Genomic DNA, 16,223 nt, shown 5'->3' with positions numbered 1-16,223 from the left:
AGCGTTGAGTGTGCAGTCCGCGTGGCGCGGTCCGAGGCGGACGTGCGCGCGGCAGTCGAAGCCGCGCCGCTGATCGCGCGCGGCAATGGGCGGGCATACGGTGATGCGGCGCTGAACCAAGGCATGACCCTCGACATGACTGGCATGGACCGGATGCTGTCGTTTGAGGACGGCGTGCTGGTGGCCGAGGCGGGCGTGCTTCTGGGCGACATCATCCACACCTTTCTGCCGCGCGGTTGGTTCCCGATGGTCACGCCGGGCACGAAATACGTCAGCCTTGGGGGCGCAATTGCGGCGGATGTCCATGGGAAGAACCACCATCTGGACGGCTCATTCCGGTCCTGCGTTGACTGGGTGGACCTGATGGGCCCGGATGGCGCGGTGACGCGCGTGACCCCTGACGACGACCTCTTTCACTGGACATTGGGCGGCATGGGCCTGACGGGCGTGATCTTGCGCGCCCAGATCCGCCTGCGCGCGGTAGAGACCAGTTTCATTACGCAGGAGACGCGGGCGTTAACGTCGTTAACCGACACGTTGGAGGCGTTCGAGGCCACCCTGGATGCGCCCTATTCCGTGGCCTGGATCGATTGCTCGGACGGGCCGCACCACGGCCATGCCCTTCTTTTACTGGGCGATCATGCACCGCCCGACGCCTTGCCGCGCTACCAGGAACCGCTGGAGGTGAAGCGCAAGCGCAAGCTTCCGGTGCCGTTCGGCGTACCCCCGTTCCTGTTTCGTGGCCTCTGGCTTCGGGCGCTTAACAGCATTTACTGGCGGCGCGGCGCAAAACGCGCCGGACACAAACTGGTGGATTGGGACAGCTACTTCTACCCCCTCGACGCGCTCGCGAACTGGAACCGGCTTTATGGCCGCAACGGTTTCCTGCAGTTCCAATGCGCCTTGCCGATGGACACAGCGGGGGACGGGTTAACGGCGTTAATGGATGAGATTGCGGCGTCACAATCGGGCTCCGTCCTGTCGGTGCTAAAACGCTTTGGGCCGCAATCGGGCCCTTTTTCCTTCCCAATGGCAGGGTACACCTTGGCCCTGGATTTCCCGGCTAACGAACGGAGCCTTGCCCTGATGGAACGACTGGACGCGATCACACTGGCCCACAACGGCCGCTTCTACCTGGCCAAAGACGCCCGCATGCCAGAGGCGGTCGCAAAGGCGGACACGCGGGCCGAGGCATTCGCAGCCATGCGCGCGCAGGCCGGGCTGACGGACCGCTTCCACTCGGTGCAATCGCAAAGGCTCGGGCTATGAGCGGCCCCGTTCTGATCCTGGGCGCGGCCTCCGGCATTGCACGCGCCGTGGCGCGGTCCTTCGCCGAAGCGGGCCATCCCATTCAATTGGCTGCGCGTAACGCCGCCCGCCTGGAAGATGACGCGCGCGATCTGCGCACACGCTACGGAGCCGAGGTCAGCATCCACGAGTTCGACGCCCTCGCCCTTGATTCGCACGAGGCCTTCGTCGCGAGCCTCCCCACCCTTCCCGAGGTCGCCATCTGCGCCGTCGGCGCCATGGGCACTCAAGACGGAAGCGAGGCGGACCCGCTGGCCGCCACCCATGTCATGCGCTCGAATTTTGAAGGGCCCGCATCCATCCTCGCCCACCTCGCCAACGCCATGGAAGCGCGCGGATCCGGCACTCTGGTCGGGATCTCCTCGGTGGCAGGCGAGCGGGGGCGTGCGTCGAACTACGTCTACGGCGCCGCCAAGGCGGGCTTCACAGCGTTCCTTTCGGGCCTGCGCAATCGCCTTGCAAAAAAGGGCGTTCACGTGGTGACCGTGCTGCCCGGCTTCGTGAAAACCGCGATGACCGAAGGCATGGACACCCCCGGCCCCCTGACCGCAGAGCCCGACGAAGTCGGCGCCGCGATCCTTAAGGCTGTCACCAAACAGACCAACATCCTCTACACCCGCCCGATCTGGCGGATCGTGATGGCGGTGATCCGGAACATCCCGGAGCCCGTGTTCAAGAAAACCTCAATCTGAAAGCCGCGCGCTGGCGGGATTCCGCGCAAAAATCAAGCATTGGATGAAACCTGCAGCCACGTTGTTGCGAATTTAACACTTCCAGCATAGGGCTGACATAGAACTAGGGACAACGACACGCGACGGACAGGTTGCGGTCAACAGAATGGGCAGTGCCTCAAGATGAATGGGACAGTGATCGCGCGTGTTTTTGCGCGGGCAAAACAGGTGAAAACCTCCGACGGCATGGCAGCGCTTGAGCGGCCAAATGGCGTGTTGGCCATTGTTCTGGCCTCGACCATCATCACGTCCGGCTGCGCCTATGTCGTGGTTTCCAACGCGTTGGACGGGCAACGCCCGGTTGAACGGGTTGTGGAGGCTGCCCCCGCCGCAGATCCCACGCCCCAACGCCGCTACCCCGATGCCGCCAGCTTTGATACGACCGTCTCGGTCGTGATCGACCGCCCCCCAAGCACCCGCGTGCCGCCGCAACTGGCAGCGCCCCAAGCCATCACCCTGGCCCCTGCAGATCCGGCAGAGCCCTATACAATCGTCGAAGGGCGCCCGCCCGTCATGCCCCAACCGCGCCCCGGTGTGGTGACTGTCCCCTCCGTGGTGCAGGTCATTTCCATCGCGCGCAATCTGGACGCAGACCGCGCCCTGGCCCTGCCGCGCCCCGTTGCGCGCCCCGGCGGCACGACGACCCCCGCCTGGCCGGATCTGGAAACCGGGCCGCAAACCTCCACGCTTTTGGCCGCCTCCAGCCCGCGCCCCAGCCTGCGTCCCGAAGGTCTCGTGACCCGCGTCGCCGCGCGCCCGGATGAGTTTGACATCGAAGTCGCCCGCGCCGAGGCCCCCGATGCCCTGGGCGGGATCGGTGAAAGCCCGCGCCCCAATATCTTCAGCGGCGGCAGCGGCGATTGCTCGCCGCGCATGGCGCGCGAGATCCCACGCCGTCCCGGATCTGCCGCCAGCGGGTCAGCCGTAATGGCAAGCGCGGGCAACGGCTCGGGCTCGGGCCGCGACAACCGCATGGTGCAAGAGGCACTGGCTGGCAACATCCCCAGCCATATCCGCAACCTGCATCCGGTGACGTTCAATGGCACCGTCGGCGGCCGCACGGTTGAGGTGACGATCTGCGTCACGCCGGACTACCTCGCCATCGGCTCGGACCGGGACCACGTCCGCGTCCCCCTGGGCCTGCCCGCCGCGCTCCGCGTGGCGGAGGCCTTCGATATGATGCTGCCGACGACGACCATGGTCGACGCGATCTACCAGCAGGCCGACGTGCGGGTGGCCCCCTCGCCGATGACGCCGGGCTCGTCCATGTCGTCCACCAACTATTTCGTGCGCCATAACGAGACGATTGAAGGCCAATTCGCCCGCGCCGGCGTGCGCGACGGCATGCTGGTGGCCGGACACAAGAAAGACCTGGTGCTGGCCAACCGCCTGTCGCGCAACCCGGGCCGGGTCGCGATCTATGGCTGGCACCGCACCAACGGGCGCGCGATCCAGCCGCTTTCCACGGTCCATGGCGAGTATTACGCCGATTACTCCCACGGCATCCGCCTCGTCAGCCGTACGGCCTTCGTGAATGGGCGCGCCGTTGACCTGCGAGAGCTTCTGACGGATGAGCGGTATGCAGGCTTCCTGAACTCCGACGGTGCTTTGACGGGCGCAACGGTTCGGCTCGCCTCGCTCTAAGCCCCTACCCCAAAACGAAAAAGGCGCGCCGGGTCTGGCGCGCCTTTCGTTTGTCTAGCGGACTTCTGTTCAGCGGACGTCGCGGAAGCAGCGGAAGCCCAGATGGTAGTTCCGGTGGCTTCCCTCGGACATCACCCGCGTCCCGTGCCAGAACGGCGCGCGCCAGCGGGCCCAGTGTTCATGCGCACGGATCGTGTCCCAGATGAACCACGACCCCTTCATCTCGGTCACGCCCAGGGTCGTCGACCCGGCAGAGGCCATCTGATCTTCGGCCAGCGGCAGGTTCATGTGTTCCGCAGCGTTGCCGTCGATGTCATAGACCCCAAGCGGAGAGCGGCAGGCCGGGAAACTGCCCGCGGGATAGGTATTGGACCCGCAGCCCTGGAAGCTGCCGCCGTTGCACGAGGCGTTCTTGAACGATCCGGTCGCGCAAACGCCCGATTGCCATGCGCCGATGGAATAGGTCCCCCGCGTGCTGGCGTAGTGGTTGTTGTGCCAGTTGCGGATCGTGTTGACCGCCGCCGAGAGGCCCATGCCCCGCACGCGGTCGAACGGGTAGTCGGGCGGCAGCAGCTGACCGGCTGCGGCCCCTTCCCATTCATGGGCGTCACCGATGCGCCCGCCTTCCGCTGCGCAGAGCTGCGCCGCCTCATTCGCGCGCACCCAAACAACGGGGTAAACCATGGGAATATTGGGATATTCAAACATATCCGCACAGGCCGTCGCATCGCGCGGTGACTGCGTTTCGGGATCGTAGAGCGGCACCATGTAGGGCCCGCCGCAGATCCGCTCGAACTCGCGGTTGCGGTAGCTGGCCTGGACCTGCGCCACCGTGCCGCCGATATTCGCGGCGGCTTGCTCGGGCGTCAGCGGGTGCTGGGTGACGGCCGGGTTGCCCTGCCCCATCCAGCCGTTGGGTGAGTTGGCGAAGATGGTGCGAACTCGGTTGATCTCCGCGTTCGAGAGGCCCCGGATGTCTTGCAATTGTTGGAACAACAGCTCATTGCGCTCGGCCAGGGATTGCGCGTTTGCGCCCGTTACAGCCAATGCCGTCGCGGCGACCGCCGCCTTTACTAAAGTGCTCAGTCGCATCACTTATTGCCTCCGCAGCAGGTAAAAGAAGTCACGATTGTCGGGCGCCGAGATGAAGCGCGCGACGCGACCGTTGTCGGGATCGGCCTCTGCCATGCCCGAGACGAGGTGCTGGACATCCAGCTCCTCATCCTCGTCATGCACATAAAGCGCCATATACGTGTGCTCCTGGCTGTTCATGTCCAAAAGCATGGCGTAGTCGCACTCATAGGCCTGGAAGGTGCGCGCCATGGCCGAGGGCGTTGCTGTTGAAAAGTATGCATAAATCAGGAACTGACGCCCCTCGACGGTGCGCATGCAGGCCCCACCCCGCAGGGTGCGCAGCGTGGCGTTCGCATCGCCCGACCAATTGCCCCCACCCCAGGAGGTGACGCGCGGGCCCGGCACGCCATCCTCGATGATCGGCACGCCGTTCTGGCGGGCAAAGATCAGGTCGGGCAGCAATGCATCGTCTTCTTCGGACCAGGTCCGCATGGCCAATTCGCCATCCTGGGTCAGGTACATCGTCGCGAGGTTGGGCCAAAGGCGCGACATCAGGACGCCGTTCTGCATGAAGCCGTAGTGGTGGCCGTAGTTGAACGTGGCGTAGTCGCCGAACCGCCACGCCCCGTGGTCCCGTTTGAACCCGGCGGTGAACGTCGCGGCGACGGTTTCCACCAGCGCGGGGTTCAGCATGCCCGTGCGCACCAGCGGGTCGGGGCTGTTGAATCCATCGGGGCCGCGCCCCTGATTGTGTCGGTTCTGCGGGCGCGAGGACCACCCGAGGGCCGGATGATCCGTCCCCAGCTCATACCCGATGTCAAACCGCGCCATGTCGAAGGCCACAAGGTAGACGTCGGCGCGCCGCTCGATCCCGTCCAAACCGTTGGCACCGCGCGTCTGCATCACCTCGCCCGCGATCATGCCGGGCTGCATGACCGAGGCGTAAATGCCGGGGCTCTCTTCAACCTCATACCAGGCGCCCGCGGTCATCGCGCCAGCATCGGTGCCCGCCAGCTCGAACCCCATGTAGGGGCGCATGTTGGGTGTGCTGGCCAAAAGCGCGTTGCCCAGAAGCTCCACGCCATCGATTTCCTCCAGTTCTTCCTCGCCCTCCGATGAGACCATGAAGGCGTCTTCAAAGAAGGCGCCTTTGATCAGGTTTACGATGGATTCGCCGAAAATCACGTTGTCGCGCAGGAATTCTGCCACGGCCTCCCGGGTGGTGCGGTTGCCGGTGACGGGATTGCGGACGAAAAGGCTCCAATCGCAGACCGGCGCATAGGGCAGCGAACTGGCTTGCGCCTCCTCCAATTCGCCGTCTTCCCAGGGCGCGCAGGCGAAACTGTCGCCCTCCCCTTCGATCAGCAGCGCGGGGCCATCCTCATCGATCAAGGAAATGTCCCAGGTATCGGGGTCCCCATTTTCAAAGTGCACAAATCTTGAGCGCCCCCCCGCGGGCGCGGTTTCCAACACGAACCACGAGTTCACATGGGGGTTGAGCGAGGTCAGCGTGTAGACCGTCCCATCCTCGGCCGTGAGGGTTTGGGCATTGCGGAACGCCTGCATGGCAAAGATCGTGCCCGGCACGTTGCCCTCAAGCGTGGCGAGTTGCGCATCGATGACAGATTGGTCAGGTAATTCAATGCCCTGAGCGGCGGCTTGCGGCGCGAAGGCCAGGGCGAACGCGGTCGTGACGACAATGGGAAAACTGGAAAAGACCGAAAACTGGGGCAGCAAGATGAGCTCCATCGTTGGGAAATGAGACCGCGCGGCGGGCAGCGTGCGGAAGTTTATGAATAACAGAGGAAGGTTTGCAACAAAGCGTCCAGTGACGCAACGGCAAGACCTGCAGATGTGAACGGGCGGCGGCACCAAAGCCAGCGCTTTGGGAATCCCATTGTGCAAGGCGTAGCGCTTGGGTCATGTTCCTTTTATCGAAACAATCTTTGTGGCGAAATTAACAAGTTATTAACCCTCAAATGGGTTACCGTATCTTTGGCTTGTAGAATCCCGATGCTGGCGCCGGGAATGTGGGACGCTAAAAACTAAATGACGATGAGGGAACGCAATGGGCGGGAAACTAACAGGCATGTCTAAAAGTCCGACATCGGTCGTGCGCAATGCGACCCATCCGCAGGACCAGCAAAAGGCGCGCGCAGCTGGTAGCCGCGCAGCCTCTGACAGCGGACAAGAACCGCCGTTCGAGGACGCGCTGCGCATGGCCCTTGAGACAGACAGGATCGCGGATGCCCGCACTCTTGTTGCCAATGCCGAGGCCGTCCTTGCAGCCCATGGTGCGTCCGATCCTGCCTCGGCAGACCGGACGACACAGGCGCAGCTTGCCGCAGCAAAGGCGCGCATTGCCATGGCGACTAATGACGGCGCAGCCGCCCGGGCCATTCTGGTCCGCGCGATCGAGAAGAACCCCAAGGCCCCCGCACTCCGCGCGCTGATGACAGAAGTCATGATGGCCGCAGGACGCGCCACGGACGTCAGGCCCGTCTTGCAGCACCTGGGCAATGACGTCGAGATCGGACGGGACCCCAGCAGCGACATGATGCCGAACCCGCCGACGAGACGAGATACTTCCGGGTAACGGAAACGGAAACTCGCGAAAGCCCGGCCCGCGCCGGGTTTCAGGCCTTTCTCTGAAAGGGAACACCAGGCTGCACATTCCCGCGCGCGAAAAGACCCCAGGCAGTCTCGGGAAACGCACCCCGCGCGTGTCCTCAAAAAACCGGGCCACCGCAATTCCAGATCCCGCCGATCCCAAGCTATCGAAGCATTTTCGCTTTGATCCGTGCGAGCCTTGGCCCTATGTCCAGTGAGCGCGGGAAAAAATGTCTTGCGCGCAACGGCTCCGGCCTGCTTGGAATCGTTGAGACATTCACCATGCGCCGCACTTGGCCCTATCCGTCGAGATAATTGGCCCTACCATTATTGAGACTTCTAGGCTCATTAACGACGCAATCGCGGACCCACGGGGGAGTCCGCTCTCGGGAGATTCGCCATGAAAATGACCACTGAAGAAGCCTTCGTCAAAACACTGCAGATGCATGGCATCGACAATGCTTTTGGCATTATCGGCTCTGCCATGATGCCGATCTCTGACATCTTTCCCGATGCAGGCATCAAGTTCTGGGACTGCGCCCATGAAACCTCCGGCGGCATGATGGCCGACGGGTTTACCCGCGCCACCGGCAAAATGTCGATGATGATCGCGCAAAACGGCCCCGGCATCACCAACTTCGTGACCGCCGTGAAGACCGCCTATTGGAACCACACGCCGGTTCTGCTGGTCACGCCGCAGGCCGCCAACAAGACCATCGGTCAGGGCGGTTTCCAGGAAATGGAGCAGATGAACCTGTTCGCCGATTGCGTGGCCTACCAGGAAGAGGTCCGCGACCCGTCGCGCATCGCCGAGACGCTGAACCGCGTCATCATGCAAGCCAAGCGCGCCTCTGCGCCGGCACAGATCAACATCCCGCGCGATTTCTGGACCCAGGTCATCGACATCGACCTGCCCGTCATCGTCGATTTCGAATTGCCCCAGGGCGGCGAAGCGGCCGTGGCCGAGGCCGCGGATCTGCTGTCGAACGCCGAATTCCCCGTGATCCTCAACGGCGCGGGCGCGATCCTGTCGGCCGGTGGCATCGACGCCTCGCGCGTGTTGGCCGAAAAACTCGACGCACCGGTTTGCGTCGGCTACCAGCACAACGACGCCTTCCCCGGCAACCACCCGCTTTATGCAGGTCCCCTGGGCTACAACGGTTCCAAAGCGGGGATGGAGTTGATCTCCAAGGCCGACGTGGTCCTGTGCCTCGGCACGCGTCTGAACCCGTTTTCCACCCTGCCCGGCTACGGCATTGATTACTGGCCCACAGACGCCAAGATCATCCAGGTGGACCTGAACCCCGACCGCATCGGCCTGACCAAGAAGGTCACCGTCGGCATCGTGGGCGACGCGGCCAAAGTGGCCAAGTCCATCACCGCCAAACTGTCCGACGCCGCAGGCGACACCAACCGTCAGGCGCGCAAGGACACCATCGCTCAGACCAAATCCGCATGGGCGCAGGAACTGACCTCCATGACGGAAGAGCAGGACGATCCCGGCACCAACTGGAACGAGCGCGCTCGCGCCGCCAAGCCCGATTGGATGGCCCCCCGCATGGCCTGGCGCGCCATTCAGGCCGCCCTGCCGGTCGAGGCGATCATCTCGTCGGACATCGGCAACAACTGCGCCATCGGCAACGCCTACCCGTCCTTCAACGAGAGCCGCAAATACCTGGCGCCCGGCCTCTTCGGCCCCTGTGGCTACGGTCTGCCCTCCATCGTGGGCGCGAAAATCGGCAAGCCGGACGTTCCGGTTGTGGGTTTTGCTGGCGACGGCGCCTTCGGCATCTCGGTCAACGAGCTGACGGCCATCGGCCGCGGTGACTGGCCCGCGATCACGCAGATCGTGTTCCGCAACTACCAGTGGGGTGCTGAAAAGCGGAACTCCACGCTGTGGTTTGACGACAACTTCGTCGGCACCGAGCTGGATGAGCAGGTCTCCTACGCGGGCATCGCCAACGCTTGCGGGCTGAAAGGCGTTGTCGCCCGCACCCAGGAAGAGCTGACGGCGGCGCTCGATCAGGCGATCAAGGACCAGATGGAGAATGGGATCACCACGCTCATCGAAGCCATGATCAACCAGGAGTTGGGCGACCCCTTCCGCCGCGATGCGATGAAGAAGCCGGTGGAAGTTGCGGGCATCTCCAAGGACGACATGCGTCCGCAGAAAGTGGCCTGATGAACATGGCGGCGAATGATCCATTGGCCGCCATCGCTGCCCGTGCGGCGGCAGACATCAAGCACATCGTGCTAAGCGAAGGCAGTGATCCGCGCGTGCAGGAAGCCGCGCGGGTCGCCGCAGACCAGGGCCTTGCCCGGGTCACGATTGTGGGCCCACGTGCCCTCGCGGATCAGATGGGCGACGCGGTCGCTGTCGAGGATCCTGAAACTTCCCAACATTTGCCGGCCTTCACCGCTGCCTTCCACGCGCTGCGCGCCCATAAGGGCGTGACCGAGGAGCAGGCTGCCGCCTCTGTCCGCCAACCGCTGGTCTTCGCCGCCATGATGGTGCGGGAGGGGCTGGCGGATGGAACCGTCGGCGGGGCGGTTCATACGACGTCCGATACCGTGCGCGCCGCGTTGCAGGTGATCGGCAAGGCCAAAGGGGCCGCGCTGGTGTCCAGCTTCTTCCTGATGGCGCTGCCAGAGGGGCATCCGGTTGGACAGCGGGGGATGATCTTCTCGGACTGCGGGTTGGTGATTGAACCGTCGGCAGAGGAACTGGCCGCCATCGCGCAGCAGGCCGCCGCCTCGGCGCGGACGCTGCTGGATACCGAGCCGAAGGTGGCGATGCTGTCGTTCTCATCCAAGGGCAGCGCGCGGCATCCGAATGTGGATAAGGTGACCCAGGCGCTGGCGATCGCGAAAGCGGCCGCACCCGAGCTGGATATCGATGGAGAGCTTCAGTTCGACGCCGCCATCGTGCCCTCGGTTGCGGCCTCCAAGGCCAAGGGATCGAGCGTCGCGGGGCAGGCGAATGTGCTGGTCTTCCCGAACCTCGACGCGGGCAATATCGGCTACAAAATCGCGCAGCGATTGGGCGGGGCCACGGCGATTGGTCCGGTGCTTCAGGGGCTGGCCAAACCGGCGAACGATTTGTCGCGGGGCTGCACGGTGGATGACATCGTTCAGATTATCGCGGTGACCGCGGTGCAGGCCTGAACAGGCCTGCTCAAGCTTGAGCAAACGCGCAACCTGTTGAATACCCAATATAAAAAATTCTTATAGAATAACGAAGCAGGGCGCAATCCGTCGCAAAATCCCTGCGCCGGGCAGGCCCCCGCCTGCCCCCAATGTCGTGGCCTTAGTCATCGTCTGCTCTGGCCCTACTCCGACTCTCGGATCAGAGCGAATTTCGCGCATCTTATTACGGGCCCTGAGCGGCCCTTTGGGGAGGTTCCAAACATGGCCTATGATGCAACGAACTCGCTTGAAGCGCACTGGATGCCGTTCTCTGACAACCGTGGTTTCAAGGAAGACCCGCGCCTGGTTGTGCGCGCGGAAGGCGTTCACCTTTATGACCACCGGGGCGGCCAGCTGCTGGACGGATCTTCCGGCCTGTTCTGCTCGCCCGCCGGTCACTGCCACCCGAAGATCGCCGAGGCCGTCGCCAAACAGATGACGGAATACACCTACGTTATGCCCTTCCAGGCGGGTCACCCGGGCTCTTTCAAGCTGGCCGAGAAGATCAGCCGCATGTTGCCCGAAAAGATGAACCACGTGTTCTTCACCAACTCCGGCTCTGAATCTGTCGACACGGCGATGAAGATCGTCATGGCCTATTGGAACGCGCGCGGCGAGACGCGGCCCCGGTTCGTGAGCCGCGAGCGGGCGTATCACGGCGTGAACATCGGCGGTGTGTCCCTGTCTGGCATGGTCAAGAACCGCGACATCTTCCACGCCACGGTGCCCGGCGTGATGATGCTGCGCCACACCTATGACCCCAGCGAGAAGTTCATCCCCGGCGGCCATTCCGAGCACAACGGCGAAGAGCTCGCCAATGATCTGGAGCGGATGGCACAGACCTATGGCGGGTCCAACATCGCCGCCGTCTTTGTGGAGCCCGTGGCAGGCTCCACCGGCGCGCTGCCGCCCCCGAAGGGCTACCTGGAGCGTCTGCGCAAGATCTGTGACGACTACGGAATTCTGCTGGTTTTTGATGAGGTTATCACCGGTTTCGGTCGCCTGGGCACGGCGTTTGCCGCGCAGCGGTACGGGGTGGAGCCCGACATCATTACCATGGCCAAAGCGCTGACCAACGGGTCGATCCCGATGGGTGCGGTGGCCTGCCGCGATGACATCTACGAGACGGTCGTGGGCTCGTCCAAGCGCGGCCTGACGGAGTTCTTCCACGGCTACACCTACTCGGGCCACCCGGCGGCTTGTGCGGCGGGCAACGCGATGATGGACATCATCGAGGAAGAGGATCTGATCACACGTTCTGCCGACCTGATCCCCTATTTCGAGACCGCGTTGATGGACGGGCTGAAAGACCACGAGATGATCAAGGACATCCGGGTTGCGGGCCTGATGGCCGGTGTCGAGGTTCACGCCGAGGGTGGGCCCGGTATGCGCGGGACCGAGTTGCAGAAGCGCATGTTCTGGGATGGTCTGTCGGTCAAATTCACCGGCGACAACGCGATCATCGCGCCGCAGTTCATCGCCACGCGCGAGAATGTCGACGAGATCGTGGGGCGTTTCCGCAAAACCATCGACCACATGCAAGCCAACGGCTAGTGTTTTGGGGCGGGGGGAAACCCCTGCCCTGCCTCCCTTTTCACACCTGGGTTCCCTCTCATGTCCAAAGTCCCTTCCCACGCGCGCGTTGTCATCGTCGGCGGCGGCGTTATCGGCTGCTCGGTCGCGTATCACCTGACGAAACTCGGCTGGACCGACGTGGTGTTGTTGGAGCGTAAGCGCCTGACATCAGGGACAACCTGGCACGCGGCGGGGCTGATTGCACAGCTGCGCGCGACCAAGAACATGACGCGGCTGGCGCGCTACAGCCAGGAGCTTTACGGCAACCTGGAGGCCGAGACGGGCGTGGCCACGGGGTTCCGCCGCTGTGGCTCCATCACCATGGCGCTGACCGAGCACCGGGCCGAGGAAATCCGGCGGCAGGCGTCGATGGCGCGCAGCTTTGGGGTGGAAGTGGAAGAGATCGGCGCGGATGACGTTTTGGCGCGCTACCCCCACGTGAACGTGGAAGGGATGACGGCAGCGGTCTGGTTGCCACTGGATGGCCAGGGCGACCCCGCCAACATCGCGCTGGCGATGGCCAAGGGCGCGCGGATGGGCGGCGCGAAGGTGTTGGAGGGCGTGAAGGTCACCGGCGTGGACGTTGAGGGCGGAAAGGTTAACGGCGTTAACTGGGAGGCTGACGGCGACGCGGGCACGATCCAGGCGGACATGGTGGTGAACTGTGCGGGCATGTGGGCGCGGGACTTCGGCGAGATGGCCGGCGTGAACGTGCCGGTGCAGGCCTGCGAGCACTTCTACATCGTCACGGAGAGTATCCCTGAGCTGAAGCAGCTGCCCGTCCTGCGGGTGCCCGACGAATGCGCCTACTACAAGGAAGACGCAGGAAAAATGCTTCTGGGCGCGTTCGAGCCCGTCTCAAAACCCTGGGGGCCGATCCCGGAAGACTTCGAGTTTGACCAACTGCCCGAGGATTTCGACCATTTCGAGCCGATCCTGGAACAGGCCATCGAGCGCCTGCCGATGCTGGCGGAGGCGGGCATCCATACGTTCTTCAACGGGCCAGAGAGCTTTACGCCGGACGATGCCTACCATATGGGCCCGGCGCCGGAGGTGGACGGCTACTGGGTCTGCGCGGGGTTCAACTCGATCGGGATCCAGTCGGCGGGCGGCGCCGGGTGGGCCTTGGCGGAATGGATGGAAAACGGTATCCCGCCCTTTGACGTGGGCGAGGTCGACATTCGCCGGATGCAGCCCTTCCAGCGCAACAAGCGCTACCTGAAGGAGCGCGCGACAGAGACCTTGGGACTGCTTTACGCGGACCATTACCCCTACCGCCAGAAGGATACGGCGCGGGGCATTCGCCGCTCGCCCCTGCACGAACATCTGAAGGCCAATGGCGCGGTGTTCGGGGAATTGGCCGGGTGGGAGCGGGCCAATTGGTTTGCCAATCCGGGGCAAGAGGCTGAGTATAAGTACGACTGGAAGGGCCAGAACTGGTTCTGGAACCAGCGCCAGGAACATGATGCGGTGCGCAATACGGTCGGCATGTACGACATGTCGTCCTTCGGCAAGATCCGCGTCGACGGCCCCGATGCGGAGGCCTTCCTGAACCGGATCGCGGCGGGCAACATGTCCGTGCCGGTGGGCAAGATCGTCTACACTCAGTTCCTGAACGTGCGTGGCGGGATCGAGGCAGACGTGACCATCACCCGCCTGGCCCAAGACAGCTATTTCATCGTGACGCCTGCCGCGACACTGGTCCGCGACATGGCCTGGCTGAAGATGAACCGCCAGGGGGAGGTTGTCGTGATCTCGGACATCACGGCGTCCGAGGCGGTGATCTGCGTGATGGGTCCGAATTCGCGGGCGTTGATGCAATCGGTCAGCCCCCACGATTGGTCGAATGAGGCGTTTCCCTTTGGCGTGGCACAGCAGGTTGAGATCGGCCTGGGCGTCGCCCGCGCCCACCGCGTGACCTATGTGGGCGAGTTGGGGTGGGAGCTCTACGTCTCCACCGATCAGGCCGCCCATGTGTTCGAGACGCTGCACGAGGCGGGCGCGGATCAGGGCCTGCGGCTCTGCGGGTTGCACATGATGGACAGCGCCCGGATCGAGAAGGCGTTCCGCCACTTCGGCCATGACATCACCGGAGAAGACCACGTGGTTGAGGCCGGTCTGGGGTTTGCCGTGTCGAAAACGAAGAACGATTTCATCGGTGCGGACGCCGTGGCGCGCAAGCGCGACGAGGGGCTGCAAATGCGGATGGTGCAGTTCAAGCTGACGGACCCCGAGGCGATGCTGTTCCATGCCGAGCCGATCATCCGTAACGGCGAAGTTGTCAGCTACATCACCTCGGGCAATTACGGCCACACGCTCGGTGGGGCCATCGGCATGGGCTATGTCCCCTGCCCCGGCGAGACGCCCGCCGAAATGCTGGCCGCCACCTACGAGATCGAGGTCGCGGGCACCCGCGTTCTGGCCGAGGCCAGCACCCGCCCGATGTATGATCCGAAATCGGAAAAAGCCCGGGCGTAGCTGCGAGGAGGGCGCGCGCCGCAGGCGCGGGGCCGAGGAGGGGCTGCCCCCCTTTAGCGCGCGACCTGCTCCCTGATCGCCTCGGCGATCAGGGCGACGCCGTCGGCGATCCGCGCTGTCTCGATCGTGGCAAAGCCCAGACGGATCCGGTTTTTCGGCGCGTCTTCGCGGGCGTAAAACGACGATCCCGCCTCGATCAACACGCTTTTTTCGCGCAGGTCCCGGGCCAGCAGATCCGCATCCAAGCCCTTCGGCCCCTGCAACCACAGGGTGGTCCCCCCTGTCGCGCGCGACAGGGCCGGTTCCAGGCCATGGGCGGCCAAGGCATCGCGGAGCACCTCGTTGCGGCGCGCCATGCGCATCCGCATCCGCCGGGCATGGCTGTTGTAATGCCCCTCCGACAGGAAATAGGCCACCGTGCGCTGGGTCAGGCCGGGGGGATGACGCTCGGACAAGGTGCGCAGGGCGCGCGCGTGCTGGACCACGCGGACATCCGCCGTCAGGTAACCCAACCGCAGGCCCGGGAAGATCGATTTCGAGAAACTGCCGACGTAAATCACCCGCCCCCGCTGGTCGAGCGAGCGGAGCGCCGGAAGCGCGGGCGAGGAATAGCTCATCTGGAAATCGTAATCATCCTCGATGATGACGAAATCATCGGCTTCGGCCCGCTCCAGAAGCGCGCGGCGGCGCGCCATCGACATCGTCGCCCCCGTGGGCGCCTGGTGGGAGGGGGTCACGAACACGGCGCTAACGCCCTTGGGGATGTCGTCGATCTTCATGCCTTCGCGGTCCACCGGCACCGGGTGGATCGTCATGCCCTGCTGGCACAAAAGGTTGCGCAACTCCGGATAACCCGGGTCTTCCATCGCCACCGTGCCGCCCTTGCCCCCGAATAGCGCATGGACCGCCAGCCAAAGCGCGTTCTGGGCGCCCGCCGTCACCAGAACCTCGTCGACGGAGGCGGCCACTCCGCGCCCCGAGACCGACCGGCGCACGATTTGTTCGACCAGAAACGGATCATCACGGTCGCTGGCGTCATCGGCGATCTGCTCAAAATGCCGCTTGCCCAGGCCCCGGCGCACGCAGTCGCGCCAGTCATCGACCGGGAAGCGCGCCAGATCAAGCTCGCCAAAGATGAACGGATAGCGGAAGCTGCGCCAATCCGCAGGCGTCGCCTGCCCGCCCAGCGCGCGCGGCACGGGGCCCAGGCGGGCGGCCCAATCCAGACGCTCGCTGTCGGCCAGTTGGTTGGGCGCCACGGCTTGCAATTGCGTCGGCGCGTCGTTGGCGACGAAATAGCCTGAGCGCGCAATCGAGACGATGTAGCCCGTCGACAGAAGGCTATCGTAGGCGAGGCTGACGGTGATCCGGCTGATGCTCAGGTGGCGGGCAAGCGCGCGGGTTGCGGGCAAACGGTCGCCGGGGGCGAACCGCCCGTCCCAAATGGCACGGGTGATCGCATCCTTCAGGCGGGTCTGAAGCCCGACATTTGAGTCTTCCGGCAGGAAGATATGATGCTCGGAAATGATGGCCATAAAGACTCGCGATCTCGATAAGGCCAGAATGCGAGGTTTGGCTTGAAACAACAAGTCCAAGCGTGCGGTTGGGGTTGCGCAG

11 protein-coding genes are annotated in these 16,223 nt (G+C 64.1%); 8 read left to right on the top strand and 3 right to left on the bottom strand.

The annotated features are described in order from the left end of the window. The first annotated feature begins 21 nt into the window (after positions 1-21). The 3 genes from AC6I9R_RS09260 to AC6I9R_RS09250 all read left to right on the top strand — a co-directional run bounded on the left by AC6I9R_RS09260 (position 22) and on the right by AC6I9R_RS09250 (position 3,683). Positions 22-1,269: an FAD-binding oxidoreductase gene (locus AC6I9R_RS09260; RefSeq protein WP_461425284.1), complete on the top strand. Its 1,248-nt coding sequence runs from the start codon at positions 22-24 to the stop codon at positions 1,267-1,269. Continuing rightward, a complete protein-coding gene (locus tag AC6I9R_RS09255) occupies positions 1,266-2,000 on the top strand; it encodes an SDR family oxidoreductase (protein WP_461425283.1) in 735 nt (244 codons plus the stop codon). Before AC6I9R_RS09260 ends, AC6I9R_RS09255 begins: the two co-directional genes overlap by 4 nt. A 225-nt stretch (positions 2,001-2,225) precedes the next feature. Then, complete coding sequence (locus tag AC6I9R_RS09250; RefSeq protein ID WP_461425282.1) at positions 2,226-3,683, top strand: hypothetical protein; 1,458 nt, start codon at positions 2,226-2,228, stop codon at positions 3,681-3,683. 69 nt (positions 3,684-3,752) lie between these two features. Here the strand turns inward: AC6I9R_RS09250 and AC6I9R_RS09245 are convergent, their stop codons facing one another. Both AC6I9R_RS09245 and AC6I9R_RS09240 read right to left on the bottom strand, forming a co-directional pair. Then, positions 3,753-4,775: an SUMF1/EgtB/PvdO family nonheme iron enzyme gene (locus AC6I9R_RS09245; protein ID WP_461425281.1), complete on the bottom strand. Its 1,023-nt coding sequence runs from the start codon at positions 4,773-4,775 to the stop codon at positions 3,753-3,755. A gap of 3 nt (positions 4,776-4,778) precedes the next feature. Next, complete coding sequence (locus AC6I9R_RS09240) at positions 4,779-6,506, bottom strand: hypothetical protein (RefSeq protein ID WP_497863097.1); 1,728 nt, start codon at positions 6,504-6,506, stop codon at positions 4,779-4,781. A gap of 340 nt (positions 6,507-6,846) precedes the next feature. Between AC6I9R_RS09240 and AC6I9R_RS09235 the strand changes: the two genes are divergently transcribed. The 5 genes from AC6I9R_RS09235 (at position 6,847) to AC6I9R_RS09215 (ending at position 14,606) form a co-directional block, all read left to right on the top strand. Continuing rightward, positions 6,847-7,353 (top strand): tetratricopeptide repeat protein, encoded by a 507-nt coding sequence (locus tag AC6I9R_RS09235; protein ID WP_461425279.1) that lies wholly within the window; start codon positions 6,847-6,849, stop codon positions 7,351-7,353. Between the two features lie 414 nt (positions 7,354-7,767). Continuing rightward, positions 7,768-9,549 (top strand): sulfoacetaldehyde acetyltransferase, encoded by a 1,782-nt coding sequence (gene xsc / locus AC6I9R_RS09230; protein ID WP_461425278.1) that lies wholly within the window; start codon positions 7,768-7,770, stop codon positions 9,547-9,549. Continuing rightward, positions 9,549-10,532, top strand: coding sequence for a phosphate acetyltransferase (pta, locus tag AC6I9R_RS09225; protein ID WP_461425277.1), 984 nt, complete (start codon positions 9,549-9,551; stop codon positions 10,530-10,532). Before xsc ends, pta begins: the two co-directional genes overlap by 1 nt. 243 nt (positions 10,533-10,775) lie before the next feature. Next, positions 10,776-12,107: an omega-aminotransferase AptA gene (gene aptA / locus AC6I9R_RS09220; RefSeq protein ID WP_461425276.1), complete on the top strand. Its 1,332-nt coding sequence runs from the start codon at positions 10,776-10,778 to the stop codon at positions 12,105-12,107. A gap of 60 nt (positions 12,108-12,167) precedes the next feature. Then, a complete protein-coding gene (locus tag AC6I9R_RS09215; protein ID WP_461425275.1) occupies positions 12,168-14,606 on the top strand; it encodes a GcvT family protein in 2,439 nt (812 codons plus the stop codon). Between the two features lie 53 nt (positions 14,607-14,659). Here the strand turns inward: AC6I9R_RS09215 and pdxR are convergent, their stop codons facing one another. Next, positions 14,660-16,141, bottom strand: a complete 1,482-nt coding sequence (pdxR, locus tag AC6I9R_RS09210; RefSeq protein WP_461425274.1) for a MocR-like pyridoxine biosynthesis transcription factor PdxR — start codon at positions 16,139-16,141, stop codon at positions 14,660-14,662. Between the last annotated feature and the right edge of the window lie 82 nt (positions 16,142-16,223).

The organism is Gymnodinialimonas sp. (assembly GCF_059726805.1).
Note: the sequence above shows the minus strand (reverse complement) of the source record. Positions and strands in the feature narration are given on the sequence as shown.